The organism is Campylobacter sp. P255 (assembly GCF_003627915.1).
GTDB lineage: Bacteria > Campylobacterota > Campylobacteria > Campylobacterales > Campylobacteraceae > Campylobacter_D.
In genome coordinates, this window is the sequence record NZ_NREN01000001.1 from 29,160 (window position 1) to 54,563 (window position 25,404).

Genomic DNA, 25,404 nt, shown 5'->3' on the forward strand with positions numbered 1-25,404 from the left:
ACAATGGTAAAAATAGGAATTTTAGTACTTTCAGATAGGGCAAGTAGTGGAGTTTATGAAGATAAATCCGGTATAGAGATAGAAAAAATTTTAAACTCATATATTAAGAATGAAAAAGAATTTTTTTATGAATTAATTCCAGATGAATATGAACTTATTATAGAAAAATTAAACTATTTAGCAGACGATGTAAAATGTGATTTGGTATTTACCACCGGGGGCACGGGTCCTGCTTTGCGTGATGTGACACCAGAGGCAACTGAGATAGTGTGCGATAAAATGCTTCCAGGTTTTGGTGAATTAATGCGTGCTAAAAGCTTAGAGTATGTTCCAACAGCTATACTTTCAAGACAAAGTGCAGGGATTAAAGGAAAAACACTGATAGTAAATTTACCAGGAAATCCAAAAGCTATAAGAGAGTGCTTGGAACCAGTTTTTCCTGCGATACCTTATTGTGTTGATTTAATAGGTGGGGCTTATATTGAAAATAATGAAGAGGTTATTTCGGTTTTTAGACCAAAGAAAAAGTAAGTCTTTTTGAGACTTACTTTGTAGTTTGATAGCCTTGTGATAAAAGGGCATTCATGCCACCTTGTAGGTTTATCACTTCTATACCGTTTTGACTTAATAATGCTGAGGCTTTAGCGCTTCTTGCTCCACTTTTGCATACCAAAGCAATAGGCTTTATGCTTTTTAATTTTTTAATTTCTTGTAAGAAATTTTCATTTAAGGTGCCATCTTCTTTATAAAAGCTGATTTTAGCTGCATTTTTAATTATACCTGTATAATCCCATTCTTTTGGTGTTCTAATGTCAACTACTTGGTAATTTTTTAAAATATCAGCATTGATGTTTATGTTTTTAACTTCTGCAAAAGCAATGCTAATACATGCTATGAGAGTAAAAAATATTTTTTTCACTTTAAATATCCTTTTTTACTGCTTCATAGCCTTGCGCTAAAAGCGACACCATGCCACCATCAAGATTGACACATTCTATACCTAAAGCATCTTCAATCATAATAGCGGTGTGTCTACTTCTTGATCCTGTAGCACATACAAAAGCGATGTTTTTATTTTGATAATCTATTCTTGATTGAAATTCTTGTATGAAATTTTCATTCATAAAGCCATTGTCATCACAAAGTGCGATTAATTCTGCTTCTTCTATTACACCGCTTCTCCACTCACTCGGAGTTCTTACATCTATAATGCAATACTCTTTTAAAATATCTTTAGAAATTGCAATATTTTTCATTTTTCTAAAGCCTTAGAAATGATAGTGTTTAATGCATTATTAAATTCGCTAGGATTATCTATACCCATACCTTCGCTTAATTTAGCCATATTTAAAAGAATGTGTGCCATTTCGCTAGCAAGTGAGTCATTGTCTTTTAAGGCTTTTAAAATTGCATGATTAGGATTGATTTCAAGTATAGGTTTTATTTGTTGTTCTTGACCCATTTGTTTAAGAATTTGTTGCATAGCAAAATCTGGTTTATTTTGATCATAAACAATACAACTTGGACTATTAGAAAGTCTTTGACTTAATTTAACTTCTTCCACTTCATCTTTTAAAACTTCTTTAATTTTAATGAGTAAAGGTGCAAATTCAGCCTTTTGTTCCTCGCTTGTTTCTTCACTTGCTAAGTGATTAATAGCACTAAATTTTAAACCTTCAAATTCATTCATCATAGGCATAACTATGGTGTCGATTTCTTCATCAAGCAATAAAACATTGATATTTTTTTGTTTATAGCTTTCAAGCAATGGAGAATTTCTTAATAATTTTTCATTTTTACCGCTAATGTAAAAAATTTCATTTTGACCTTCAGCTAAATTTTGTTTGTACTCTTCAAGATCGATTAATTCTTCTTTGTTTGAGTTTTTAAAATATAAAAGTTTAGCAATTGCGTCTTTGTTTTCACTAAAACCATATAAACCTTCTTTTAAAACTTTTCCAAAATTTTCATGGAATTTAAGATAATTTTCTTTGTCTTTGTCTTTAAATTTCTTAAGTTCTGCTAGGATTTTTTTAACACTTGCTTCTTGGACGCTTTTCAAAATTCTATTTTCTTGTAAAATTTCACGACTAACATTAAGTGGTAAATCCTCTACATCAATAATACCACGTACAAATCTTAAGTAAGTTGGTAACAATTCCTTATCATCATCGCTGATAAATACGCGTTTTACATATAGTTTTAAACCGCTTTTGTAATCCACTCTATAGAGGTCAAATGGAGCTTGTGCAGGTATAAAAAATAAAGAATTATACTCTATAGAACCTTCAGCTTTTGTATGAATATAAAGCATAGGTTTATTTGAATCATGGAAATTTTGCTCATAAAATCTTTCATAATCTTGTGCTTTTAAATTTGCTTTGTTTTGTCTCCATAAAGCACTTGCGGTATTGATTTGAGTATTTTTTAATTCTTTTTTAGGTTCTTTTTCGCCTTCTTCTAATGGTAAATACTCTTCTTTCTCCATAAAAATAGGAAATTGAATATGGTTAGAGTATTTTTCTACTATACTTTCAATGCGATAAGAATTTAAAAATTCCTCATCTTTTAGATGTAAAGTAATACAAGTACCTTGTTCATCTTTTTTTGCTTCTTCGATTTCATAGCCACTTGCATCAGAAGTCCAAAGATAAGCTTGCTCTTCTAAAGCTTTTTTGCTCAAAACTTCTATTTTAGAAGCTACCATAAAAGCAGAGTAAAAACCTACGCCAAATTGACCTATTAGTTGTGAATCTTTTTTTGCATCACCGCTTAAATTTTCTAAAAAGCTTTTTGTACCACTTTTAGCAATAGTTCCAAGATGATTGATTAAATCTTCCTTGTTCATACCTATACCATTATCACTAATGGTTAGAGTTTTTGCTTCTTGGTTGAAATTGATTTGAATTTTTGGTTCAAATTTTAAATTTTTATATGCATCATCACTGACACTTAAATAGCTTAGTTTATCAAGCGCATCACTTGCATTTGAAATCAGTTCTCTTAAAAAAATTTCTTTGTTTGAATACAAAGAATGTATCATTAATTGTAAAAGTTGATTAACTTCGGTTTGAAATTGCATTATATCTCCTTTATTTAAAAATTAAAAAGCCAAGCCATACAGCTAAAAGGCAAAGACCTATGTTTAACACAACATTTAATACAAAATGTAAATAATCCCCACTTTGTAAAAAAAGTAAATTTTCATAAGAAAAAGTAGAAAAAGTTGTAAAAGCACCCATAAAACCTGTACTTAAAAAACTTTTAGTGTGGATGTTAATGCCTTTTGAATTAGTATAAGAAAAAAACAATCCCATTAAAAATGAACCTATGATATTAACCATTAAAGTGCCATAGGGAAAGTTGTGTGGAATGATTTTATTGAAGAAATTACTAGTTAGCATTCTTGCAATTGCTCCTAAAAATCCTCCTAAGCCCACTGCTAAGATTGTTGTGATCAATTTTGCAACCTTTCTTTATCTAATACAGCCTGCATGTCTTTTCTAGTTTGTTCAAGCCAATTTTCTTTGCTAGTATCTACAAGGTCAAGAAAAACAACTTTTAAAACCCCACTATTGGCACTAAAACTTTGAGTATCTAGAATTTTAGCTGAATCAACAATCACTACAGGTTGAACTTTTAAATTCAGTTTTTCACTTAAAATTTTAGCTCCAACTTTAAATTTTAAAAGTTGTGGTGTTTTTGATCTTGTACCTTCTGGGAATATAGCTAAAATTCTATCTTCATTAAGTCTTTCTTTAGCTTCTTTTAAAAGCTTTACTAAACCTTTAGGACTTCTATCAATACAAATGATTTTGGGTTTTTTAATTAAGGTTTTAAAGATAGGAAGCTCTCCTAATTCTTTTTTAGCTATCCAAGAAATATTTCTAGGACTTAAATCTTCCAAAGCAACGATATCTAGCATACTTTGGTGGTTAATAAGAAGCAAATTAGCCTGCGGGTGCATTGATCCTTGAGTTTGAATTTGATAGTTTATAATGTATTTTTGTAGCTTCGCCCAAGTTTTTCTAAGTTTCCAAATTTTTTCTTGAGAATGCATTAATAAAAATGCTATACATAAAAAAATGATAGAAAAAATAAATTCTATCCAAAAAATTAAAGCCTTAAATCTTTGATAAATTTTCACTTTTAACCCAGCCTATTTTTCCATTTTTAAATAAAATTTTTCGGTATTCATTTCTTGAGTCGAGTACTTCTACTTCTTGATTGTATTTGCCTGAATAAAAATGCGTTGAATTAAGCGTTGGTAATAGCTGCACCTTGCTTTCTGCTTGTAATACTGCTTTGTAAATGTTATTTTGCGCTAAAAAACTTGCAATTAAAGCTAGTATAGTTAGGCCTAAAGCCACATAGCTTTTTTTGAAAACAAACCATAAAGCAAAAATACCACTTAAACTCCATAAAATTACTTGTTTATAAAAGTTAAAATCATTAGTTTTTGGATTTAAATCGCTTTGTGTGCTAATGCTATCTTCTTTTAGTTCTATTTTTAAAGAAAAATCTTTTAGTTCTTTAGAATTTAAATTAAAATAAGAAAAATCAAAACGAGTTTTACTTTTATCTAAGATGGCATAGTAAAAACCACTTTGCTTTTCAAAATCTCCTTTGATAGCTTCTACACCTTGTTTTTGTATGTCTTTGATATTAAAACTTGCTAGATTGGTATTTTCCCCCGCAAGCTCTATAAATAAAATCATATTATCATTGTCAAAATTACTTGCTTTAATCTGTTTTACTTCAAGATTGCTTGCAACAATATGAGAATATTTATTTGAAGGAGCATCAATTTTAATAAATTTAATAGGTTTGATAATCAAAGAAGAACTTTGGAAAATATAATCATTTCTACTCAAAGAAACAATGATTTTGTTTAAATTAGCATTGAGACTTTTAGCTTCAAACCATAATTTTGTATGGTATGAATTTGCTTTTTGCTCCCAAATAGGATTAGGATTAATCCAAAGCATATCTTCATTTTTTTCAAAGCTTACATTCAAATCAAAGCTTGCATTGGTTGTGGTAATTACCTCAAGGTCTATTGCAAAAGCTTGATCAATATAAGCTTCTTCAATATAATCTTTTGCGTTTAATACTAGTGATCCTTGAGGGATAAACTTTTCCTCGCTAACTTTATTTTCATAGTTATTCTCATCACTAGGTGCAATAGTATTATAAATTTGCTTAGCTTGATCATCAAGCATATTATAGTTTTTTTCTAAGGTTTCATAATCTTGAAAAACACTATTTTCTTGAGCATAAAGATGAAGAGTAAGTAAAAATATACAAAAAACTTTGAAGGTTTTTAGCAATTTAAAAATCCTTCAAACATTTTAAGTCCTACTTTTGATCCTAGTATTTCATCGCACATTCTTTCAGGGTGTGGCATTAATCCAAATACTTTTTTATTTTCATCACAAATTCCAGCTATATCGTTCAAAGAACCATTTGGGTTATTTACATATCGTAGTAAAATCATATCTTTATCTTCTAGCATTTTGATACCATCTTCACTATTAAAGTAGTTTCCTTCACCATGTGCAATAGGAAGTTCTATGATATCATTTTTTTGAAAATTCTTTAAAAAAACATTTTGGTTTGAGACTACTTGTAATTTTTGCATTTTAGAAACAAAACTTAAGCTATTGTTGTGCTTCATAGCTCCTTTTAAAAGTCCAAGTTCAAGTAAAATTTGAAAACCATTGCATATCCCTAAGACATATCCGCCTTTTTGCACATGTTCTTTTAGTGTTTTCATAGCAGGAGCAAGTTTTGCAATAGCTGCGCATCTTAAGTAATCTCCGTAAGAAAATCCACCTGGTAAGACAATTAAATCTGCGTTAAAATCCTGTCTTTCATGCCAAATGATTTCAGTTTGAGCACCTAGCTTTTCAAAAGCATAAGCTGTATCAAATTCACAGTTGGTTCCAGGAAAACGAATGATAGCTACTTTCATAGTATTATCTCATAATCTTCTATCACAGTATTTGCAAGTAATTCTTTGCACATTAAGTCTACTTGTTTTAAAACCTCTTCTTTATCTTCGCAAGCAATATCAAAACTAATTTGTTTTGAGGTTTTTACATTTGCAATATTATTAAAATCTAAAGAGTGTAAAGCTTTTTCTATAGCTTTACCTTGAGGATCTAAAACCCCATTTTTCAGTGTAATGTTTACAGTTACTTTCATTATATTTCCTAACTTAAAATTCTTTTTAATACTTCTTCATATGCCATTTTAACATTGCCTAAATCTTGTCTAAAACGGTCTTTATCTAATTTTTCATTGGTTTTGCTATCCCAAAATCTACAACTATCAGGACTGATTTCATCTGCTAAAATCATATTCCCTTCGCTATCGATACCAAATTCTAATTTAAAATCAATCAGTCTCAATCCTTTTGCTTCAAAGAATTTAACTAAAATAGAATTAATATGTCTTGCGGTGTTTTTGATTAATTCTAGGTCTTTTTCGCTTTTGACTAAATTTAAAATCAAGCAGTGCTCATCATTGATAATAGGATCACCTAAAGCATCATCTTTATAGCAAAACTCAACTAAAGCAAAAGGCAAAACTGTTCCTTCTTTGATACCTAGTCTTTTGGTTAAAGATCCTGTTGCCACATTTCTAGTGATTACTTCAATAGGTATAATATCGCATTTTTTAACGATTTGTTCTTTTTCGCCAATTGTTTCTATTAGATGGGTTTTAATGCCTTCTTTTTCTAAAAGATGAAAAATTTCAGTGCTAATTTTGCAGTTTAATGCACCTTTTCCTGCTTCATTACCTTTTTTTTCTGCATTAAAAGCAGTTAAATCATCTTTAAATTCAGTAATGAGAATATTCTCATTATCTGTTTTAAACATTTTTTTACCTTTACCTTCGTATAAAAGTTCTAGTTTTGTTGCCATATTAGTCTCCTTTTGTGATGTTTAGAATTTTGATCGCATCAATTGCTGTTTTTAATTGTATGTCATTTTGAATTTGCTCTTTGGTAATGATATTTTTATCTTCTTTAGTATCTTTTTTCTTTTCTTGGTGTCCTATTTTATCTAGTTCAGCTTGCAGGTGTTTTTTAAGGTCGCTTTCTTTGATTTCAAAACCTTGATTTTCTTCTTTGCTTACTTTACCTGGAAATACTTCTATATCAGGACTAACCCCAACCGCTTGTATGGTTCTGCCGCTTGGTAAGTAGTATTTTGCAATGGTTAATCTTAATCCTTCTTTGCCTTTTTCATCCATAGGTAAAATAAGTTGAACACTACCTTTACCAAAAGTTTTTTCTCCTATGATGATCGCACGTTTAAAGTCTTGAAGCGCACCGCTTACAATCTCACTAGCGCTAGCACTACCGCCATTTACAAGCACTACTAAAGGTGCGTTGGTGATTTTTTTGCTAGGATTTGCTTTAAATTCTACATTTTCGCTTTCTATTTTGCCTTTTTGAGAAACAATCACGCCCTTATCAACAAAAAGATTAACCAAGCCAACTGCTTGATTTAAAATTCCACCTGGATTAGTTCTAAGATCAAGTATAATTCCTTTTGCATTAGAGTGTTTTTTTATGGCCTTACCTGCTTCATCTACGACATTTTTGTCAAAATTGGTTACTCTTAAATAGAGTAGATTTTCATCTTCGATTAATTTAGCATAAACACTATCAACCTTGATGATATCTCTTTTTAAATTAACATCAAACGGCTTAAGGTCGCCTTTTCTATAAATAGTTAAAGTAACTTTGGTTTTAGGCTCTCCACGCATTTTTGATACAGCTTCATTTAAAGTCATACCTAAAGTAGATTCATGGTTGATTCGCAAGATGATATCATCGGTTTTTATACCCGCTTTATCCGCTGGACTTCCTTCAATAGGAGCTACTACGGTGATTGCACCATCTTTTTGGGTGATAGTAAAACCAAGTCCACCAAATTCCCCGTTAGTTTGTTCTTTAAGTTCTTTATAGCCTTTTTCATCTAAAAAAGATGAGTGAGCATCCAAGTTGCTTAATAAGCCTGCTATAGACTTATCAACCAAATCTGTATAATTTACATCATCAACATAATATTGCTCGATAATAGACATAGTTCTTGTGAGTTTTGATAAAGCTTCTATTTTCTTTTCTGCTTCACTTGGTGCAGGGTTTTTAGCCTGTAGATTGGTAAAAATAAAAGAAGCGGTTAATAGACTACAAAGACTTGCTGCAATAATAAGATTTCTTTTTGTCTTCAAAGGAAAACTCCAAAATTAAATATATGAATTCATAAAAATAAATTATCTAATTTTATTGATTTTTGCTTAAAAAATCGTAAATATACCAAATATTTTTATGATATTAGTGTAATAATATAAAATAATATTTATAAAAATAACTAAATAAACTTGACAATATAAGACTAAAGTTATATAATATTTTTCATATAAAGTAATAAAGGAGTAACAATGGCAAATATACAAGATTTTTTAACAGACTCTATGCTTTCTAATGTAGAAAGTGCGATTTCTTTGGCCATTCATTCTAAAAATAGCGAAATTAAACCCTTGCATTTGCTATGGGCTTTAAGTGTTGATAGTTCAAGTTTGCTAAATCAAGTTTTTAATAAATTAAATATTTCAAAAGAAGCTTTTGAATTAGAAATAAAAAGCAAAATCGCTTCTCTTCCTACAAGCTCAAATGTTAATAAAGATAATATTAAATTTTCAAATGATTTTATTAATTCTTTTGAAAAAGCAAAGGGCTTGGCTTTAGAAAACAAAGATAGTTATTTAGCCGTAGATATGTGGCTTATTTCGGAAAGTTTTAATGAACCTATAAAGAGTATTTTGTCTAAGTTTGTGGACTTGAATGAATTTAAAAAAGAATTAGAGTTGATCCGATCGGGTGCTAAGATAGATACTAAAACAAGTGATGAGACTTTAGACTCTTTATCTAAATTTGGTATTGATTTAACTTTAAAAGCTTTAGATGGAGAGCTTGATCCAGTAATAGGTCGAGAAGAAGAAATTCAAAGATTAATGCAAATTTTAATAAGAAAAACAAAAAACAATCCCATCTTGCTTGGTGAACCTGGTGTGGGAAAAACTGCAGTGGTAGAGGCTTTAGCACAAAGAATAGTAAAAAAAGATGTTCCGACTTCTTTACAAAATAAAAAAGTTGTTGCACTAGACATGAGTGCTTTAATAGCTGGAGCAAAATATCGTGGCGAATTTGAAGATAGATTAAAGGCTGTGGTTAATGAAGTAACAAAGCATAAAAATATTATTTTATTTATTGATGAAATTCACACTATAGTAGGTGCTGGTGCAAACGAAGGCAGTATGGATGCGGCAAATATTTTAAAACCCGCATTAGCAAGAGGTGAGCTTCATACCATAGGAGCTACTACCTTAAAAGAATATAGAAAATATTTTGAAAAAGATGCAGCTTTGCAAAGGAGATTTCAGCCTGTAAATGTAGCCGAACCAAATGTAAATGAAGCTTTGGCTATGCTTAGAGGGATAAAAGAAAAACTAGAAATTCATCACAATGTAACCATCAATGATAGTGCTTTAGTGGCTGCTGCAAAATTATCTAAACGCTATATCGCTAATAGATTTTTACCTGATAAAGCGATTGATTTGATCGATGAAGCTGCGGCTGAACTTAAAATGCAAATAGAAAGCGAGCCAAATTCATTAAGAAAAGTTAGAAAGCAAATTGAAAGTTTAGAAGTAGAAAATGAAGCTTTAAAAATGGAAAACAATGAAGCTAATACAAAAAGACTAGAAGAAATTAAAAAAGAATTAGCAAATTTAAAAGAAGAGCAGATTAAGCTAAATACTCAGTTTGAGAATGAAAAGGCTGTTTTTAATGGCATTAGCTTAAAGAAAAAAGAAATTGACAGTTTGAAAAATGAAGCAAATTTTGCAAAAAATAAAGGTGATTTTCAAAAAGCAGCTGAGATAGAGTATGGTAAGATTTTAGAGTGTGAAAAGGAAGTTTTAAATTTAGAAGAAAAATGGAAGCAAATGACACAAGAAGGGGTTTTGCTTAAAAATCAAGTTGATGAGGATTTAGTAGCTGGAATTTTAAGCAAGTGGACAGGTATAAGTGTGCAAAAAATGCTTACTTCTGAAAAACAAAAGTATTTAAATATTCAAGAATATTTGCAAAAAAGTGTTATAGGTCAAGATGAGGCTTTAAGTGCCTTGGCTAGAGCTATTAAGCGCAATAAAGCAGGGTTGAATCAAGCTGGAAAACCTATAGGAAGTTTTTTATTTTTAGGGCCAACTGGAGTGGGTAAGACAGAAAGTGCCAAAGCCTTGGCTCAATTTTTATTTGATGATGAAAAGGCTATGGTGCGTTTTGATATGAGTGAATTTATGGAAAAACATAGCGTATCAAGACTTTTAGGAGCACCTCCTGGGTATATAGGACATGAAGAGGGTGGGGAATTAACCGAAGTAGTAAGAAGAAAACCTTATAGTGTGATTTTGTTTGATGAAGTGGAAAAGGCACATAAAGATGTATTTAATATACTTTTGGGAATTTTAGATGATGGTAGAGCTACAGATAGCAAAGGTGTTACGGTTGATTTTACTAATACTATTATTATTTTAACTTCTAATATTGGTGCTAATTTTATTATGGAGCTTAAAGGAGACGAAAGAGATAAGGCGATCAAAGAAGCACTTAGAGGATTTTTTAAGCCTGAATTTTTAAATCGTTTAGATGATATTATTACGTTTAATCCTTTGGGAGAGAGCGAGGCGGTTAAAATAGTTAAACTATTATTTAATACCCTGCAAAAAACTCTTGCAAACAGAGGTATTCAGTCGAATTTGAGTGATGAGGCAGCTAGTTTGATTGCAAAGATTGGTTTTGATGTAGATTTTGGTGCAAGGCCATTAAAAAGAGCTTTATATGACATGGTTGAGGACAAACTAAGCGATATGATTTTATCTGATGAATTAAATGAAAATGAAACCATCTTTATAGACTCAAAAGATGATTCTATTGTAATTACAAAAAAATAAGCAAGTTTATACTTGCTTATTTAGAGTAAATTTCTCCTATTAACATTAAATTGTAAACATTTTGTATTTTTGTTTAATAAATTATTATTTTTTTATCTATTCTTAACAATAAATATTTTAAAATCTTTAATGATATTTTTAAAAATTAAGGAACAACAAATGAGTGATTTGGATATTTTTAATCGCCGTTTAGATGCATTAGAAAAACTTCCTCTTTTGAAAAATGAGATTTCTATCTCTAAAGCCTTAGAACAATCAGGCTTTTCAAGAAGAGATTTTATGAAATGGGCTAGTGCGATGACTGCATTTTTAGCATTACCTGCTAGCTTTACACCTGTAGTTGCAAGAGCTGCTGAGCTTAGCGATAGACTTCCGGTGATTTGGCTTCATATGGCTGAATGTACAGGCTGTTCTGAGAGTTTGTTAAGAAGTGATGCGCCTACAATCGATAGTTTGATTTTTGATCATATTTCTTTAGAATATCATGAAACTATAATGGGTGCAGCAGGTTGGCAAGCAGAGTATAACCTTGAATCTGCCATGGAAAAATACAAAGGTAGATATATCTTAATGGTAGAAGGTGGTATACCAACAGGTAATACAGAGCACTTTTTAACTATAGGACCGCATGGTAAAACAGGAAAGCAAATAGCGCAACAAGCCTGTGATAATGCTTTGGCTATTTTTGCTATAGGAACTTGTTCGGCTTTTGGTGGTATTCAAGCTGCAAGACCCAACCCGAGTAATGCAGTTAGTTTAAGCAAAGTTACAAACAAAACAGTGATCAATGTTCCAGGTTGTCCTCCAAGCGAGAAAAACATCATTGGCAATGTGATTCATTATATACTTTATCAAACATTACCAGCACTTGATGCTTATAATAGACCAAAATGGGCTTACGCTTTAAGAATTCATGATCTTTGTGAAAGAAGAGGGCGTTTTGATGCGGGTGAGTTTGTGCAACAATTTGGTGATGAGGGTGCAAAAAAAGGATATTGTTTATATAAGGTAGGTTGTAAAGGACCTTATACATTTAACAATTGCTCTAAAGAAAGATTTAATCAGCACACTTCTTGGCCGGTGCAAGCTGGGCATGGCTGTATAGGTTGTTCTGAACCTGATTTTTGGGATACTATGGGGCCTTTTGAAGAGGTAATGGCAGGAAGATTATTTGATACTGTTTATGGTTTGGGTGCAGATAGTATTTCAGATAAAATCGGTATAGGTGTGCTTTGTGTAACAGGTGTTGCTGTTGCTGCGCATGCTGTGATTGCTTCATTAGAAAAGAATAAGGATTAAGAATGTCAAAAAGAATTATTATAGATCCACTTACTAGAATAGAAGGACACTTAAGAGTTGAAGTAGTGGTTGATGAAAACAATGTCATCAAGGAAGCATATTCGGGATCAACTCTATGGAGAGGTTTGGAAACAATTGTTAAGGGGCGTGATCCAAGAGATGCGGGCTTTTTAACTCAAAGAATTTGTGGGGTTTGTACTTTTTCACATTATAGAGCAGGGATTATAGCGGTAGAAAATGCTTTAGGTATTACTCCGCCGTTAAATGCAGTTTTAACTAGAACTTTAATGAATGCAGCTTTGTATATGCATGATCACCCTGTACATTTTTATCAACTGCATGGGCTTGATTTTGTTGATGTTGTAAGTGCTTTAAGCGCTGATGTAAAAAAAGCAAGTGATGAAGCGTTTAAATACACTGATGTGCCTTATGCAACAGGTGCAGATAAGCTTTTAGAAGTACAGCAAAGATTAAAAGCTTTTGTAGATAAAGGTAACCTTGGGCCATTTGCAAATGCTTATTATGGACACGCAACTTACCGCTTTACTCCTGAGCAAAATCTTATCGCACTTTCGCATTATTTAGAATGTTTAAGAATTCAAAGAACAATTGCCCAAGCAATGGCAATTTTTGGTGCAAAAAATCCTCACCCTCAAAGCTTAACAGTCGGTGGTGTGACTTGTGTTATGGATCTTTTAAACCCTTCAAGAATGGCTGAGTATATGACTAAATTCCAAGAAGTGGCTGATTTTATTAATCGTGCTTATTATCCGGATTTAATCATGGCAGCAAAAGCTTATTCTAAAGAAGCGAGTGTTTTAAATGATGTGGGCGTTAATAACTTTTACACCGAAAGAGAATTCCAAGTTTCAAGTGATGAATGGTTGTTTGAAGGCGGTATTATTAGAAATGGTGATTTGAGTAAGGTGGAAGAAGTAGATGAAGCTAAAATCACTGAAGAAGCCACAAGAGCTTGGTATGCAGACAATGAAGCCTTACATCCTTATGATGGCAAAACAAATCCAAATTATACTGGCTTAGTTGATGGCGAAAGTATTGATGATAAAGGCAATATGGTTCATAGTAAAGTGTTTGATACTAAGGGCAAATATAGCTGGATTAAAGCTCCAAGATATGAAAACTTACCTATGCAAGTTGGACCATTGGCTAACATTTTAGTGAATTATGCTAAGGGTAATCAAATTGTTGTAGAAGCAGTTGATTCATTCTTAAAAGCAACTAACTTACCAGTTCAAGCGCTCATGAGTACTCTAGGAAGAACAGGTGCTAGAGCAATTGAAGCAAAAATCATTGCAGATCACGGTTTAAAAGCATTTAATTCTTTGGTTGAAAATTTAAAAACAGATGAAAGCACTTGTGCTACTTATGTGATCGATAAAAACAAAGAGTATAAAGGTAGATTTATGGGAAGTGCGCCTCGTGGTGCATTAAGCCATTGGTGTAGAATTAAAAATGGTGTAATTGAAAATTGGCAAGCAGTGGTGCCTTCTACTTGGAATGCAAGTCCAAAAGATGCAAATGGAGTAGGTGGGAGCTATGAGCAATGTCTTATTGGTATGAAACTAGCTGATGTTAAACAACCTTTAGAAGTTATAAGAGCAATCCACTCTTATGATCCTTGTATTGCATGTGCTGTGCATGTGATGGATACTAAAGGTAATAATCTTAGCGAGTATAAAGTAAATGTAAATTTATAAGGAAAGGACTTTAGTATGGATTCTAAACATTCCTTAAAATCAAATAGAAAGGCCGAGTATGAATTTAGTATCGGTCTTCGTTTTACGCATTGGTTAAGAGCGATTGTGATCGTGATTTTAGTGGGAACTGGATATTACATTTCTTATGTGTTTCAAGCTCCTTCTATTTCATCTGAGCCAACTTTATTCATGCAAGCAAAATACCGTATGGTACACCAAATTTTTGGTTTTATTATGATAGCTTGTGTGCTTTTTAAGACGTATTTGTTCTTTTTTGATCCAAAAAGTGCAAATGAAAGAAGAAGTATTAAAGATATTTTTAATGTAAAATTATGGATAGAGCAAATTAAATTTTATATTTTCTTAGGAAAACATCCTCATTTACAAGGCGTGTATAATCCTTTGCAATTTGCGACTTACTTTTTCTTTTATCTTGTAATGTTTGGGCTGATTTTAACCGGTTTGATTCTTTATATGCATGTGTATCATGAGGGTTTGGGTGGATTTTTATATGACATTTTAAGACCTGTTGAAGTAATGTTGGGTGGTTTAGCTGATGTTAGAACCTATCATAGAATTTTAATGTGGGTTGTGTTGATTTTTGTGCCAGTGCATATTTATATGGCTGTATTTAACTCGGTTAAAGGTAAAGATGGTGCTTTAGATGCTATCTTTAGTGGTTATAAATTTGTAAGAGAAAATCATTGAAACTTTTAGTTTTAGGCATTGGTAATATCATGTTTGCAGATGAGGGCTTAGGCGTTCATCTTTGCAAACTTTTAGAAAAAAACTACAGATTTTATCATGAAAAGGATTCGGTAAGTTTTGTAGATGGTGGAACATTGGCATTACAACTTAGTTATATCATCGCTGATTATGATGAAATGGTTGTGATTGATTGTATAGCAGCAGATGATGCTAAAATCGGAGATATATTTTTCTTTCCTTATGATGCAATGCCAAAAAAAGTAAATTGGAGTGGTAGTGCGCATGAAGTTGAAATGCTACAAACTTTACAGTATATGGAGCTTATGGGAGACTTGCCTAAAACTCAAATTTTAGCTTGTGTGCCAAAACGTATAGAACCCTTAAGTTTTGAGCTTTCCAAAGAAGTCTTGGCTGCTTTAGAAAAAATGGAGAAAATTTTACTTGATTTTTTAGAGAAAAAAAGCTTCACTTATGAGAGAATTGCAAACTATGATATACAAGAGCTTGCTTTAAGCTCTTATAAAAACTAGACTAAGTTTTGCTTAGTCTTTAGTTTTATTAATCATCAAATTTTTGTCCTAAGAAATTTCCATTCATATCAGTATAAATTTCCATCATATTGTTGAGTTTAAATTTATAACCTTGAATTTCTTTCTCAACTTTGATTACGCTTGCGTTTGGGTGCATTTTTTTAATTGTTGCTAAAACATTTGGACTTAAAAATGATGTATCAATTGGTCTATATTTTGCATCAATTTCTTTCCAATCACCATTTGTGAAAAACTCAAGTTCTGTACCATTATCAAGGTATACATCAAAACTATCAATATCTTGTTTTACTAAAGCGATATTAGAGCCTGTGAAGTGTTTTTGTATGAAGTTTTTAGAGTTTGCTGGTAGAGCGTTAACACCTACAACGATATCTTTAGCAAAAACACAACTTGCTAGGGCTAATGTTGTTAAAGCTATTTTTAATTTCATTTTTTATCCTTTAAATTGAATTGTTTGTGAAATCATAATAATATTAAGTGAATTTTGTGTGAACTTTGTTTTTTTAAAAAAAATAGCAAGTATTTAATTGTATAATGATAAAAAAGTTTTAAAGGATAGATAATGTATAGGTTTGCACCATCGCCTACTGGAGATATGCATATTGGAAATTTAAGAGCTGCTTTATTTAATTACATTAAAGCACGACAAGAAAATACAGATTTTATTTTACGTATTGAAGATACAGATAATGCTAGAAATATTGCCGGAAAAGAAGAAGAAATAAAAGCAATTTTAAAAGAATTTGGCATAGCTTGGCAGCATTATTATGTGCAAAGTGAGAATTTAAAATTTCATCGTCAAATGGCTTTAAAATTAGTGAGTGAAAAAAAAGCATTCGCGTGTTTTTGTACAGAAGATGAGTTAGCCCATAAAAAAGAACTAGCTAAAAATAAAAATCAAGCTTACAGATACGATGGCACATGCGAAAAACTTGCAGATATCGATGTATTAAATTGTGAAAAACCTTTTGTAATTCGCCTTAAAAAACCACAATCGCAAATGCGATTTACTGATTATATTAAAGGTGAGATTAGCTTTAATCCTGAAGATATTGATAGTTTTGTAATTATGAGAGCAGATAAAACCCCAACTTATAATTTTGCTTGTGCGGTTGATGATATGCTTGAAGGTGTAAGTTGTATTATAAGAGGAGAAGATCATGTTTCAAATACTCCTAAACAAGAGCATATTAGAGCTAGTTTGGGTTATGATAAAAGCATGACATATGCACATTTGCCTATCATTTTAAATGAAGAGGGCGTTAAAATGAGCAAAAGAGAAGCGCATTCTAGTGTTAAGTGGATGCTTGATCATGGTTATCTTGCAAGTGCTATTGCAAATTATTTGATCCTTTTGGGTAATAAAACTCCAAAAGAAATTTTTACCTTAGAAGAGGCTATAGAATGGTTTGATTTGAAAAAAGTTTCAAAATCTCCAGCAAGATTTGACACAAAGCGTTTAATGCAAATTAACCGTGAGCATATTAAAATGTTAGATAATACACAGTTAAATGCTATGCTTAATTTAGACAAAGATGTAGCAGAGCTTGCGAAATTTTATACTCAAGAAGCTAGCACACTAAATGAAATCAAAGAAAAAATTCAAGCTATTTTTGCAAGTAAAAATTACCATGAATTTGAAAACGAATGTGGTTTAATCAAGGAGGTTTTAAAAGATTTGGATTTGCCACAAAGCTATGAAGAGTTTAAAAAGATTTTAATGGAAAAAACAAAACTAAAAGGTAAAAATTTCTTTATGCCCTTGCGTTTAGTGCTAACAGGGGTTACCCATGGGCCTGAAATGAGTGAAATTTATACCTTAATTAAGCCATTTGTTAAAGAAATCATAAAGGAGTAAAATGGGAATTGGAACAAGTTTGATTGTATCTTTGGTGCAAATTTTTTCTTTGGTAATTGAAATTTATGTGTGGGTTATAGTTATTGCAGCATTGATTTCTTGGGTAAGACCTGACCCATATAATCCTATTGTACAAATTTTATATCGTTTAACAGAACCTGCTTATACTTTTGTAAGAAGGTTTATCCCAACTAGAATAGGAAGTATTGATTTAGCACCCTTGATTATTATTTTGGGGTTAAAATTTATTCAAATATTTTTATCAAATTTAATTTTAGGAAGTTTATAAGTGTTTAAAAAAAGTGTGATTTTATTACTAGCTGGAGCGGTTTATGCTAATTGTGCGATGTATTCATATGAAGAATTAGAGCAAAAACCCAACTCTTTGGCTAAGGATTATTATTTATATCGTTTGTTGGAAAAAAATGAATTTAAAAAAGATGAAGTTGAAGGCTTAAAGGAGCATATTTATCGTTATGCTGGGCGTATTAAAAATGCTATTGAAGCTATTGTGCCACCTTTGGGGTATAATAAAGAATACGAAGCTTGTTATAAATTTAACACTCAAAATATCTTAGATGCTAACACAACATGTCAGCTTGTAAGATTAAATAGTCTAACCTTTATACAAGATCTAAATAGCACAATACGCAATGCAATGAAAAAAAATATTCCACAAGATAATCCTAATTTAGCAAAACTTTTAGAGGCTTTTGATGCAAAAGATCCTTTGAACTATGCGATTTTAAACTATGACAGTGCTAATTTTTACAAAATTTATGACTTTACAAAAGATAAAAAAGACTTTTTCTTGGAAAAAGATTTTGTCAATGAATTGGCCAAAGAGAAAGAATTTACAAATTTTGTAAAAGAAATTATCATTAAGAAAAAAAGCCCTTTGATTAGAAAATCTTTAGTTAATGTGGATGCGAATTTAAGTTTTCAGGATAATGCATTTTATCTAGGTGTGAATGCTATTTTAGAAAATGATGATCAAAAAGCATTAGAATTTTTTCAAGTTGCAAGAGATACTTTTAAAAGCAGACCATTGATAGATAATGCGGTTTTTTGGTTGTATTTGATTACTCAAGATAAAAAATACCTTGATGAGCTTGTAAAAAGTGATTCGCTAAATATTTATACTCTTTATGCAAGAGAACTCAAAGGAATGTCTTTACCTAAAATAGAAAAATTAAATCCTAAAAAGCAAAAAAATGACTTTGATATGAAAGATCCTTTTGCTTGGCAAAAACTAGCAAAAGAAGTCGCAAAAGGCACTCCAGAAGAATTAAACAAGCTTGCTAAAGACTTTTATACTAAAGACAATATCGCTATTTATGCGTATATTAAAGAAAGAGCGGAAAATTTTTCAAAGCATTATTTTATCATGCCTTATTTTGAATACTTAAAAGCGTATTCAACCCAAAGACAAGCGATGATTTTGGCTTTAGCTAGACAAGAAAGTCGTTTTATACCAACAGCAATTTCTACTTCTTATGCTTTGGGTATAATGCAGTTTATCCCATTTTTAGCTAACCATATAGGTAATAAAGAATTGCAAATTCCAAATTTTGATCAAGATATGCTTTTTGAACCAAAAACAGCTTATACTTTTGCAAACCATCATTTAGATTATTTAGAATCCAAACTTAATTCTCCGGTTTTTGTAGCATATGCGTATAATGGAGGTATAGGTTTTACCACGAGAATGTTAAAAAGAGATGATATGTTTAGAGCAGGAAAGTACGAGCCATTTTTATCTATGGAACTCGTTCCTTATGCTGAAAGTAGGGCGTATGCTAAAAAAGTTTTAGCTAATTATATTGTGTATTTACATCTTCTGAACGATAATACACCGATTTCGAAATTTTTTGAAACTTTGATTCAAAACACTGATTCTCAAAACACGAATAAACCTGCAAAATAGGTTTTTGAATTAATTCATCAAGGGTGATTTTGTAATAACTTGCATAATCACTTTTGATGATATACTTAAATAATTCATCATTAGGTTTTAAAGCGCTTATTGTGGTTTTTTCTCCATTAATTAAAATAGAAATTTGATCTTGATTGATATGAATGCTTGGTAAAAAGCTTAACACAAAAACTTCTTTTTGACTTTTTTCATCAAGAACAGGGTTTAAATAACTAAGCAAAGCCACTGTTCTGTTGTTTTTATAGTTAAAGTTGATTTTTTGCGCATACATGAGTGTTTGGCTTTTTAAATTCACCGTGCTTTGTTCTTGAGTTTTATTTGCGCATGCATTAAAAACAAAAGCAAGCAATATAATCGTAAAAAGTTTTTTCATAATTTTTCCTAATTTTTTCATAATTATAAGCTTTTAACTTTTAAAAAGATATAATTATACTTATTTTCTTTATATTAAGGAAAACATAGTGAAAAGATTAGCAATGGCCTTTAGTGGTCCTTCCAATTCGGGTAAAACTACTTTGATTACTCAAGTAGCTAAGCATTTGATGGGTCAAAATTATAAAGTTTGTATTATTAAGCATGATCCAAAAGATAAGGCAAGTTTTGATATCGCTAAAAAAGATAGTTTTAAATTTTTTCAAAGTGGCGCAGATGTGATGGTTTTAAGTCCTACAAGAACAACTTTATTTACACATTCTCCAAGCACTTTAGAAGAGGCGATTTCAAAATTAGATGATTTTGATTTTTTGTTAATAGAGGGTTTGAAGACTTTAGATATGCCAAGAATTAGTGTATTTTGCAAAGAGGTTGATGAGTCTTATTTTGCCTATTCTAATGCTATAGCAAGTTATGAAAAGATAGAAAATGAAAATTTAACTTGGCTTTGTTTAGATGATTTAGAAGGTATTTGTGATTTTATATTAAATAATTCAAAAAAAGTATAGGAGTGAAAATGCAAGAGATTATCAATGATATACAAAAGGCTGTGATTGAAATTTCTCATGAGCTTAGATATTTAAAAGATTTTGATTATACAAGTTCTCAAAATGCCACAGGAGATAACCAGCTTAAGCTTGATGTTAAAAGTGATGAGATTATTACTCGTGTTTTAAAACAAAGTAAAGGTATTAAAAGCTTAATTAGTGAAGAAAAACAAGAGCAATTACTCATCAATGAAAATGAAAAATACATCATAGCTTATGATCCGTTAGATGGTTCGTCTTTGGTTGATGTAAATTTTGCTATAGGATCAATTTTTGCCATTTATGAGCATGAAGCGAACGCTAAGAATTTAAAAGCGGCTGTTTATGCGATTTATGGTGTGCGTTTAGAGTTGATAGTTTGCATGGATACTCCTAAACTTTATAGACTTAATGAAAATAATGAATTTGTGTATGTGAAAGAGTTAAAACTCAGCGAAAAGGGGAAGCTAAATGCAAGTGGTGGAACACAAAAAAACTGGTCTAGTACACATAGAGACTTCATCAAAGCTTTGTTTGATGAGGGTTATCGTTTAAGATATTCAGGTGCAATGGTGAGTGATTTACATCAAATTTTACTCAAAGGTGGAGGTTTGTTTTCATATCCTGCAACTACCGATGCACCCAATGGAAAACTAAGAGCTTATTTTGAAGTGTTTCCTTTTGCGTTTATATTTGAAAAAGCAGGGGGATTTTCTACCAATGGTGTAAATGATTCTTTGCTGGAATTAGAATTTGATAAAATTCATGCAAGCACACCATGCTTTTTGGGTTCAAAATATGAAATTGAAAAATTAAAACAAGCTTACAAAGGACTTTGATGTCTGAAGTAAAAGATGAATTTGAACTAGCTTTAGAAGTCAAAAAAAATGAACTTGTAACTTGTCAAAATGCAAAAAATTTAAAATCTTGTTTGCCTTGTTCTATGATTTTTGAATGTGCTTTAAGAAAAGAGTATATTGATGCTGTTTATAAAAGCATGTCTAAAGGCAAAGAAGGTGGATTTGATTTTTAATTTAAAGGTAAAAAATGCGTTATATTACTACTCCTATATATTATGTAAATGATGTAGCACACATAGGTCATGCTTATACTACAATCATAGCTGACACTTTGGCGAGATTTTATCGCTTGCAAGGTCAGAAAACTTTTTTTCTTACAGGAACTGATGAGCATGGCCAAAAGATAGAACAAGCTGCTAGTGTTAGAAATTTCACTCCTAAAGAATATGCAGATGAGATTAGTGCTAAATTTAAAAAATTATGGGATGAGTTTGAAATTTCTTATGATTATTTCATTAGAACTACAGATGAAAACCACAAATTAAGTGTGCAAAAAGCATTTAAAAAAATGTTTGATAAAGGTGATATTTATAAAGGTACATATGAGGGTTTTTATTGCGTTTCTTGTGAGAGTTATTTTACTCAAACTCAACTTGTAAATGAGTGCCATTGTCCAGATTGCGGTAAAAAAACACAACTACTGAAAGAAGAAAGTTACTTTTTCAAGCTTTCTAAATATCAAGATCAAATTCTTAAATGGTATAAAGAAAAAGAGCCAATTTTACCTAAAAATAAAGCCAATGAATTAATTCACTTTGTTGAAGGAGGATTAAAAGATCTTTCCATCACAAGAACAAGTTTTGAATGGGGGGTAAAACTTCCAAAAGAACTAAATGATGAAAAACATGTAGTGTATGTTTGGCTTGATGCTTTGATGAATTATGTGAGTGCTTTGGGCTATGGACTTGATGAAAAAAATATGGATCTTTGGCCTGCTCATATTCATTTTGTAGGTAAGGATATTTTGCGTTTTCATGCGGTGTATTGGCCAGCATTTTTGATGAGTTTGGAGCTTCCTTTACCTCAATTTATTGCAGCACATGGTTGGTGGACTAAAGATGGTGAAAAAATGAGTAAATCTAAAGGCAATGTGGTAGCACCTAAAGAAGTGGCAGATACTTTTGGTTTAGAAGCTTTTAGGTATTTTTTACTTAGAGAAGTTCCTTTTGGCAATGATGGGGATTTTTCACAAAAAGCATTGATTACTAGAATTAATGCGGAGCTAAGTAATGAACTTGGAAATTTATTAAATAGAATTATCGGTATGAGTGCTAAATATTCCCAAAATGTGATTGATTCTAAAGATGTGAGTTCGTATTTTACTCAGGAGTTACATGAGTGTAAAAAGTATTTAGATCATGCAATTAATGCTTTAGAGGGTATTCAACCAAATCGCTATCTAGAAGAGCTTTTTAAAGCCTTGTCATTAGCAAATTTATGTATTAGTAAGTATGAGCCTTGGAATTTAATTAAAAACAATCAAACGCAAAAAGCTAATGCTTTGGTAGCTCTATGTGCTAATATTTTAGCAAAGGTAGCTATTTTACTTTATGCGGCTATGCCAAAAACAGCGTTAAAAATCGCAAAAGCTTTAAATTTTGAAATTTCAAATGAAAATTATCAAAAATTAATTTTAAACTATCAATTATGCGATCTAAAATCTAGTACATGTGAAGCTTTATTTCCAAAAGTAGAATGTACACAAGAAGAAAAAAAAGAAGAAAAAAAAGAAGCTACACCAAGTTTAGCTCAGATTAAAATTGATGATTTTAAAAAAATCGAAATCAAGGTAGCCTTGGTAAAAGATTGTCAAAATATCGAAGGAAGTGAAAAACTTTTAAAATTTCAACTTGAGCTTGAAAATGGCGAACTAAGACAAGTGCTTTCAGGTATTGCTAAATTTTATAAGGCAAGTGAGTTGATTGGTAAGCAAGTTTGCGTGATCACTAATTTAAAAAAGGCTAAAATTTTTGGACACGAGAGCCAAGGTATGATTTTAAGTGCAGAAAAAGATGGAAAATTGGTTTTAATTAGTCCGCAAAGTTTTATTGAAAATGGAGCTTTAATAGGCTAGATGAATATATCTAATTTTTGCGAGCTTATTAATGCACAGGTTGTCAACTATGGTGCAACCTCTAGTGTGTATGATTTTAGTATAGATTTAAATAAAGTAAAACAAGCAAGTGCTTTTTTTGCTAAAAATCAAGAACAAGCAAGTTATGCTATAAAGCTTGGTGCTTATGTGATAGTAAGTGAAGAAAGATTAAAGCTTGAAGATGAGGATGTGTTTTATCTTCAAGTTGATGATCTTGAAGAAGCTATCTTAAGACTGTTTAGATTTTTATGCGAAGAAAAATCTTGTGAGTTTGTATATTGTGATGATGTGGAGTTGAAATTTGCTAAAGCATTTAATTTTAAAGTCTTAAGCTCTAATGTTTTAGTAGATTTTGAAAATTTAAAAAATGCTAAAGAAAGAACATTTTTTTGCTCTAGCAATGAGCAATTTATCTTAAAACTCAAATCAAATTTTCATACTCTTAAGACTTGTGATTATGAAATTTTAGGTGCTAAGTCTTTATTTCAAACAAGTATACTTTGTAAAAAATTATATTTTAAAGATTTGAAATTTGCATTTTTTTACGCGGATATTTTTGCTAGTTTCATTGATTTGATAGAAAATCAAAAACTATCTTTTCATTTTAATGAAAAAAAACTAGAGCTTTTTGATGCGTATTTTTTAAATTCTCAAAATCAAATTTGTTCTTTTGGTGGTAGCTCTAGAGTAATTTTACTTGTAGAAAATGAAAAAGATTTTGAGTTTATCGCACAGAAACTCCAAAGTTTTAAGGGGTTTAAAACCGCGCTAAAAAATTCCTTGCTTTGCGATTTTTCTTATACTAATTTAGAAGAATTAAAAAAATTCTTTGATTTTAAATACTGCTTGATTAAGGAAAATAAAGAAGACTTTTTAGAATATTTTCTTTATAAAGAAAAAAATATAAGTCTTTTTGATTAAAAACTATCAAACATTATATGGTATATTTTTGATTTTATTTTATTAATAAGGTCAAAAAATGAAAAAAATTTTATTTGTTAGTTTAGTTGCAGCAGCTGCGTTAAATGCTGAAATTTTAGTTTATGGTCCAGGTGGTCCTGCCCCTGTTTTAAAAGAACTTGCTAAGGAATTTGAAGCAAAAAATGGAGAAAAAGTAATTATTAATGCAGGGCCAACTCCTAAATGGATCAAGCAAGCTAAAAAAGATGCGGATATTATTTACTCAGGTAATACTTCTATGATGGATGGCTTTATTAAAGCAATACCAAAACAAATTAAAATCGAAGATGTGCAGGTTTTAAATGCTAGAGGTTCTGGTATGATTGTAAGAGCAAATAATCCTAAAAAAATTAAAAAATTTGAAGATCTTTTAAAAGATGGCGTGAATGTTATGGTGGTTGATGGAGCAGGGCAGGTTGGTTTGTATGAAGATATGGCTTTAAAAACAGGAAAAATTGAAAATTTAGAAAAACTAAGAAAAAATATAAAAGTTTATGCAAAAAATTCTAAAGCGGCTGTTGATGAGTGGAAAAATAATAAAAACATCGATGCCTTGATCATTTGGACACATTGGATTAAAGCAGTGGGTGAAAAAGAAAATCGCTTTATTAAAGCAGACAAAAACTCAATCATATATAGAGCAGCTGAAATAGTTCCAACTCAAAAAGGACTTAAAAATCCAAAAGTAGCTGAATTTATTCAATTTACACAAAGTGAAGAAGCTCAAAAAGTTTGGGAAAAAGAAGGTTGGATGGCAAAATAATCCAAAAAGCATTTTACTTTAGTAAAATGCTTTTTTAGTGTTATTTTTCGTTAATCTCTGCCTCAATATTAATTTGCACTTCATCACCTAACGTTAGACTAGTGGTATCTGGAGCAAAATTAAAATCACTTCTTTTGATTTGACCTTGTAGGGCAAAACCTGCTTTTTCTTTGCCGCTATCTGTTTTTATAACTCCGCCAATTTCGGTTTCTAAAATGATATCTTTACTTACACCTGCAATGTTTAACGCACCATACATTTTGCCTTTTTCATTGGAAATTTTTTCATACTTACTCATAGTGAAAGTGATATTTGGGTGAGTTTTTGCTTTGAAAAAATCATCTTGTTGTAAATGTGCATCTCTAGCTTTGTTTTCAGTGTTAATAGAGGCAACTTTTATATTTGCTTGTAATTTTTTAAATTCAAAATTTGCACTGTCAAAATCAATCGTTGCATCGTAGTCTTTAAAATTTCCATTTACATTGCTAATTTGTAGATGTTTGATTTTAAAAGCTACACTCGTGTGCGCTTTGTCTAAACTGAAATCTTTTGCAAAAGTAGCGCTTGTTAAAATAGAAACAGCAACTAGTGAACTAAAAAATAATTTTTTCATTTTTTCTCCTTGAATATTTGAAATATTTATTATACTTATGAAAATAAAATGAA

28 protein-coding genes are annotated in these 25,404 nt (G+C 30.9%); 15 read left to right on the forward strand and 13 right to left on the reverse strand.

All coding sequences use genetic code 11. The annotated features are described in order from the left end of the window. Positions 1 to 3 precede the first annotated feature (3 nt). Positions 4 to 531 (forward strand): molybdopterin adenylyltransferase, encoded by a 528-nt coding sequence (gene mog, locus CKA54_RS00130; RefSeq protein ID WP_120758950.1) that lies wholly within the window; start codon positions 4 to 6, stop codon positions 529 to 531. 13 nt (positions 532 to 544) lie between these two features. On the opposite strand, the gene CKA54_RS00135 is transcribed toward mog, so the two are convergent. Genes CKA54_RS00135 through CKA54_RS00180 form a run of 10 tightly spaced genes read right to left on the reverse strand, consistent with a single transcriptional unit; the run spans position 545 to position 8,247 of the window. Then, positions 545 to 919, reverse strand: a complete 375-nt coding sequence (locus CKA54_RS00135; RefSeq protein WP_120758951.1) for a rhodanese-like domain-containing protein — start codon at positions 917 to 919, stop codon at positions 545 to 547. A gap of 1 nt (position 920) precedes the next feature. Continuing rightward, positions 921 to 1,256, reverse strand: coding sequence for a rhodanese-like domain-containing protein (locus tag CKA54_RS00140; protein ID WP_120758953.1), 336 nt, complete (start codon positions 1,254 to 1,256; stop codon positions 921 to 923). Then, positions 1,253 to 3,082 (reverse strand): molecular chaperone HtpG, encoded by a 1,830-nt coding sequence (gene htpG / locus CKA54_RS00145; RefSeq protein WP_120758955.1) that lies wholly within the window; start codon positions 3,080 to 3,082, stop codon positions 1,253 to 1,255. Before htpG ends, CKA54_RS00140 begins: the two co-directional genes overlap by 4 nt. A gap of 10 nt (positions 3,083 to 3,092) precedes the next feature. Next, positions 3,093 to 3,461 carry a fluoride efflux transporter CrcB gene (gene crcB / locus CKA54_RS00150; protein WP_120758957.1) on the reverse strand — a complete coding sequence of 123 codons (369 nt, stop codon included), beginning with the start codon at positions 3,459 to 3,461 and terminating at the stop codon, positions 3,093 to 3,095. After that, positions 3,458 to 4,147, reverse strand: coding sequence for a 1-acyl-sn-glycerol-3-phosphate acyltransferase (locus tag CKA54_RS00155; protein ID WP_120758959.1), 690 nt, complete (start codon positions 4,145 to 4,147; stop codon positions 3,458 to 3,460). Before CKA54_RS00155 ends, crcB begins: the two co-directional genes overlap by 4 nt. Beyond that, positions 4,125 to 5,330, reverse strand: coding sequence for an SH3 domain-containing protein (locus CKA54_RS00160; protein WP_120758961.1), 1,206 nt, complete (start codon positions 5,328 to 5,330; stop codon positions 4,125 to 4,127). The genes CKA54_RS00155 and CKA54_RS00160 overlap by 23 nt, the downstream gene beginning before the upstream one ends. After that, a complete protein-coding gene (gene purQ / locus CKA54_RS00165) occupies positions 5,324 to 5,974 on the reverse strand; it encodes a phosphoribosylformylglycinamidine synthase subunit PurQ (protein WP_120758963.1) in 651 nt (216 codons plus the stop codon). The genes CKA54_RS00160 and purQ overlap by 7 nt, the downstream gene beginning before the upstream one ends. Continuing rightward, the gene (gene purS, locus CKA54_RS00170; RefSeq protein ID WP_120758964.1) at positions 5,971 to 6,207 is read right to left on the reverse strand and encodes a phosphoribosylformylglycinamidine synthase subunit PurS; all 237 of its coding nucleotides are present in this window, start codon (positions 6,205 to 6,207) and stop codon (positions 5,971 to 5,973) included. Before purS ends, purQ begins: the two co-directional genes overlap by 4 nt. Positions 6,208 to 6,215: 8 nt before the next feature. After that, complete coding sequence (gene purC / locus CKA54_RS00175) at positions 6,216 to 6,929, reverse strand: phosphoribosylaminoimidazolesuccinocarboxamide synthase (protein WP_120758966.1); 714 nt, start codon at positions 6,927 to 6,929, stop codon at positions 6,216 to 6,218. Between the two features lies 1 nt (position 6,930). After that, entirely contained in the window at positions 6,931 to 8,247 is a 1,317-nt protein-coding gene (locus tag CKA54_RS00180; RefSeq protein WP_120758968.1) for a S41 family peptidase, read from the reverse strand. Positions 8,248 to 8,457: 210 nt separating this feature from the next. Between CKA54_RS00180 and CKA54_RS00185 the strand changes: the two genes are divergently transcribed. The 5 genes from CKA54_RS00185 to CKA54_RS00205 all read left to right on the forward strand — a co-directional run bounded on the left by CKA54_RS00185 (position 8,458) and on the right by CKA54_RS00205 (position 15,286). Then, positions 8,458 to 11,031 (forward strand): ATP-dependent Clp protease ATP-binding subunit, encoded by a 2,574-nt coding sequence (locus CKA54_RS00185; protein WP_120758970.1) that lies wholly within the window; start codon positions 8,458 to 8,460, stop codon positions 11,029 to 11,031. Between the two features lie 159 nt (positions 11,032 to 11,190). Beyond that, positions 11,191 to 12,330: a hydrogenase small subunit gene (locus CKA54_RS00190; protein ID WP_120758972.1), complete on the forward strand. Its 1,140-nt coding sequence runs from the start codon at positions 11,191 to 11,193 to the stop codon at positions 12,328 to 12,330. 2 nt (positions 12,331 to 12,332) lie between these two features. Then, a complete protein-coding gene (locus CKA54_RS00195; RefSeq protein WP_120758974.1) occupies positions 12,333 to 14,048 on the forward strand; it encodes a nickel-dependent hydrogenase large subunit in 1,716 nt (571 codons plus the stop codon). A gap of 15 nt (positions 14,049 to 14,063) precedes the next feature. Further along, on the forward strand, positions 14,064 to 14,756 hold the full coding sequence (gene cybH, locus CKA54_RS00200; RefSeq protein WP_120758976.1) for a Ni/Fe-hydrogenase, b-type cytochrome subunit: 693 nt from the start codon (positions 14,064 to 14,066) through the stop codon (positions 14,754 to 14,756). Further along, complete coding sequence (locus CKA54_RS00205) at positions 14,753 to 15,286, forward strand: HyaD/HybD family hydrogenase maturation endopeptidase (RefSeq protein WP_120758978.1); 534 nt, start codon at positions 14,753 to 14,755, stop codon at positions 15,284 to 15,286. Before cybH ends, CKA54_RS00205 begins: the two co-directional genes overlap by 4 nt. 28 nt (positions 15,287 to 15,314) lie before the next feature. Here CKA54_RS00205 and CKA54_RS00210 read toward each other — a convergent pair whose 3' ends face one another. Beyond that, positions 15,315 to 15,737 carry a PepSY-like domain-containing protein gene (locus tag CKA54_RS00210; protein WP_120758979.1) on the reverse strand — a complete coding sequence of 141 codons (423 nt, stop codon included), beginning with the start codon at positions 15,735 to 15,737 and terminating at the stop codon, positions 15,315 to 15,317. Between the two features lie 132 nt (positions 15,738 to 15,869). Between CKA54_RS00210 and gltX the strand changes: the two genes are divergently transcribed. Genes gltX through CKA54_RS00225 form a run of 3 tightly spaced genes read left to right on the forward strand, consistent with a single transcriptional unit; the run spans position 15,870 to position 19,092 of the window. Beyond that, a complete protein-coding gene (gene gltX / locus CKA54_RS00215; protein WP_120758981.1) occupies positions 15,870 to 17,165 on the forward strand; it encodes a glutamate--tRNA ligase in 1,296 nt (431 codons plus the stop codon). A 1-nt stretch (position 17,166) separates the two neighbouring features. Further along, on the forward strand, positions 17,167 to 17,454 hold the full coding sequence (locus tag CKA54_RS00220; RefSeq protein ID WP_120758983.1) for a YggT family protein: 288 nt from the start codon (positions 17,167 to 17,169) through the stop codon (positions 17,452 to 17,454). A gap of 57 nt (positions 17,455 to 17,511) precedes the next feature. After that, positions 17,512 to 19,092 carry a lytic transglycosylase domain-containing protein gene (locus CKA54_RS00225; RefSeq protein WP_172586653.1) on the forward strand — a complete coding sequence of 527 codons (1,581 nt, stop codon included), beginning with the start codon at positions 17,512 to 17,514 and terminating at the stop codon, positions 19,090 to 19,092. Here CKA54_RS00225 and CKA54_RS07620 read toward each other — a convergent pair. After that, positions 18,980 to 19,474: a hypothetical protein gene (locus CKA54_RS07620; protein WP_143297917.1), complete on the reverse strand. Its 495-nt coding sequence runs from the start codon at positions 19,472 to 19,474 to the stop codon at positions 18,980 to 18,982. The two genes, CKA54_RS00225 and CKA54_RS07620, sit on opposite strands and share 113 nt — an antisense overlap. An 88-nt stretch (positions 19,475 to 19,562) precedes the next feature. Here CKA54_RS07620 and mobB point away from each other — a divergent pair, with 88 nt between their 5' ends. From mobB to CKA54_RS00255, 6 genes are read left to right on the forward strand one after another with little or no spacing between them, the layout of a single operon-like run. After that, the gene (gene mobB, locus CKA54_RS00230; RefSeq protein WP_039663570.1) at positions 19,563 to 20,042 is read left to right on the forward strand and encodes a molybdopterin-guanine dinucleotide biosynthesis protein B; all 480 of its coding nucleotides are present in this window, start codon (positions 19,563 to 19,565) and stop codon (positions 20,040 to 20,042) included. Between the two features lie 8 nt (positions 20,043 to 20,050). Then, complete coding sequence (locus CKA54_RS00235; RefSeq protein WP_120758986.1) at positions 20,051 to 20,899, forward strand: class 1 fructose-bisphosphatase; 849 nt, start codon at positions 20,051 to 20,053, stop codon at positions 20,897 to 20,899. After that, a complete protein-coding gene (locus tag CKA54_RS00240; protein WP_120758988.1) occupies positions 20,899 to 21,093 on the forward strand; it encodes a hypothetical protein in 195 nt (64 codons plus the stop codon). Before CKA54_RS00235 ends, CKA54_RS00240 begins: the two co-directional genes overlap by 1 nt. Before the next feature lie 14 nt (positions 21,094 to 21,107). Next, the gene (gene metG / locus CKA54_RS00245) at positions 21,108 to 22,994 is read left to right on the forward strand and encodes a methionine--tRNA ligase (RefSeq protein ID WP_120758990.1); all 1,887 of its coding nucleotides are present in this window, start codon (positions 21,108 to 21,110) and stop codon (positions 22,992 to 22,994) included. Then, on the forward strand, positions 22,995 to 23,936 hold the full coding sequence (locus CKA54_RS00250; protein ID WP_120758991.1) for a hypothetical protein: 942 nt from the start codon (positions 22,995 to 22,997) through the stop codon (positions 23,934 to 23,936). 58 nt (positions 23,937 to 23,994) lie between these two features. Further along, positions 23,995 to 24,738 (forward strand): substrate-binding domain-containing protein, encoded by a 744-nt coding sequence (locus CKA54_RS00255; protein WP_120758993.1) that lies wholly within the window; start codon positions 23,995 to 23,997, stop codon positions 24,736 to 24,738. A 40-nt stretch (positions 24,739 to 24,778) separates the two neighbouring features. On the opposite strand, the gene CKA54_RS00260 is transcribed toward CKA54_RS00255, so the two are convergent. Then, positions 24,779 to 25,351 (reverse strand): YceI family protein, encoded by a 573-nt coding sequence (locus CKA54_RS00260; RefSeq protein WP_120758995.1) that lies wholly within the window; start codon positions 25,349 to 25,351, stop codon positions 24,779 to 24,781. Positions 25,352 to 25,404: the final 53 nt, after the last annotated feature.

Excerpts from the sequence above, each read along its gene's own strand:
- CKA54_RS00140 (WP_120758953.1), bottom strand. The coding sequence starts at position 1,256 with ATGAAAAATATTGCAATTTCTAAAGATATTTTAAAAGAGTATTGCATT.
- CKA54_RS00210 (WP_120758979.1), bottom strand. The coding sequence starts at position 15,737 with ATGAAATTAAAAATAGCTTTAACAACATTAGCCCTAGCAAGTTGTGTT.
- cybH (WP_120758976.1), top strand. The coding sequence starts at position 14,064 with ATGGATTCTAAACATTCCTTAAAATCAAATAGAAAGGCCGAGTATGAA.
- CKA54_RS00195 (WP_120758974.1), top strand. The coding sequence starts at position 12,333 with ATGTCAAAAAGAATTATTATAGATCCACTTACTAGAATAGAAGGACAC.
- CKA54_RS00190 (WP_120758972.1), top strand. The coding sequence starts at position 11,191 with ATGAGTGATTTGGATATTTTTAATCGCCGTTTAGATGCATTAGAAAAA.
- CKA54_RS07620 (WP_143297917.1), bottom strand. The coding sequence starts at position 19,474 with ATGAAAAAACTTTTTACGATTATATTGCTTGCTTTTGTTTTTAATGCA.
- CKA54_RS00250 (WP_120758991.1), top strand. The coding sequence starts at position 22,995 with ATGAATATATCTAATTTTTGCGAGCTTATTAATGCACAGGTTGTCAAC.
- CKA54_RS00235 (WP_120758986.1), top strand. The coding sequence starts at position 20,051 with ATGCAAGAGATTATCAATGATATACAAAAGGCTGTGATTGAAATTTCT.
- htpG (WP_120758955.1), bottom strand. The coding sequence starts at position 3,082 with ATGCAATTTCAAACCGAAGTTAATCAACTTTTACAATTAATGATACAT.
- CKA54_RS00220 (WP_120758983.1), top strand. The coding sequence starts at position 17,167 with ATGGGAATTGGAACAAGTTTGATTGTATCTTTGGTGCAAATTTTTTCT.
- mog (WP_120758950.1), top strand. The coding sequence starts at position 4 with ATGGTAAAAATAGGAATTTTAGTACTTTCAGATAGGGCAAGTAGTGGA.
- metG (WP_120758990.1), top strand. The coding sequence starts at position 21,108 with ATGCGTTATATTACTACTCCTATATATTATGTAAATGATGTAGCACAC.
- CKA54_RS00225 (WP_172586653.1), top strand. The coding sequence starts at position 17,512 with ATGTATTCATATGAAGAATTAGAGCAAAAACCCAACTCTTTGGCTAAG.
- CKA54_RS00255 (WP_120758993.1), top strand. The coding sequence starts at position 23,995 with ATGAAAAAAATTTTATTTGTTAGTTTAGTTGCAGCAGCTGCGTTAAAT.
- purS (WP_120758964.1), bottom strand. The coding sequence starts at position 6,207 with ATGAAAGTAACTGTAAACATTACACTGAAAAATGGGGTTTTAGATCCT.
- CKA54_RS00185 (WP_120758970.1), top strand. The coding sequence starts at position 8,458 with ATGGCAAATATACAAGATTTTTTAACAGACTCTATGCTTTCTAATGTA.
- CKA54_RS00260 (WP_120758995.1), bottom strand. The coding sequence starts at position 25,351 with ATGAAAAAATTATTTTTTAGTTCACTAGTTGCTGTTTCTATTTTAACA.
- gltX (WP_120758981.1), top strand. The coding sequence starts at position 15,870 with ATGTATAGGTTTGCACCATCGCCTACTGGAGATATGCATATTGGAAAT.
- CKA54_RS00240 (WP_120758988.1), top strand. The coding sequence starts at position 20,899 with ATGTCTGAAGTAAAAGATGAATTTGAACTAGCTTTAGAAGTCAAAAAA.
- purC (WP_120758966.1), bottom strand. The coding sequence starts at position 6,929 with ATGGCAACAAAACTAGAACTTTTATACGAAGGTAAAGGTAAAAAAATG.
- purQ (WP_120758963.1), bottom strand. The coding sequence starts at position 5,974 with ATGAAAGTAGCTATCATTCGTTTTCCTGGAACCAACTGTGAATTTGAT.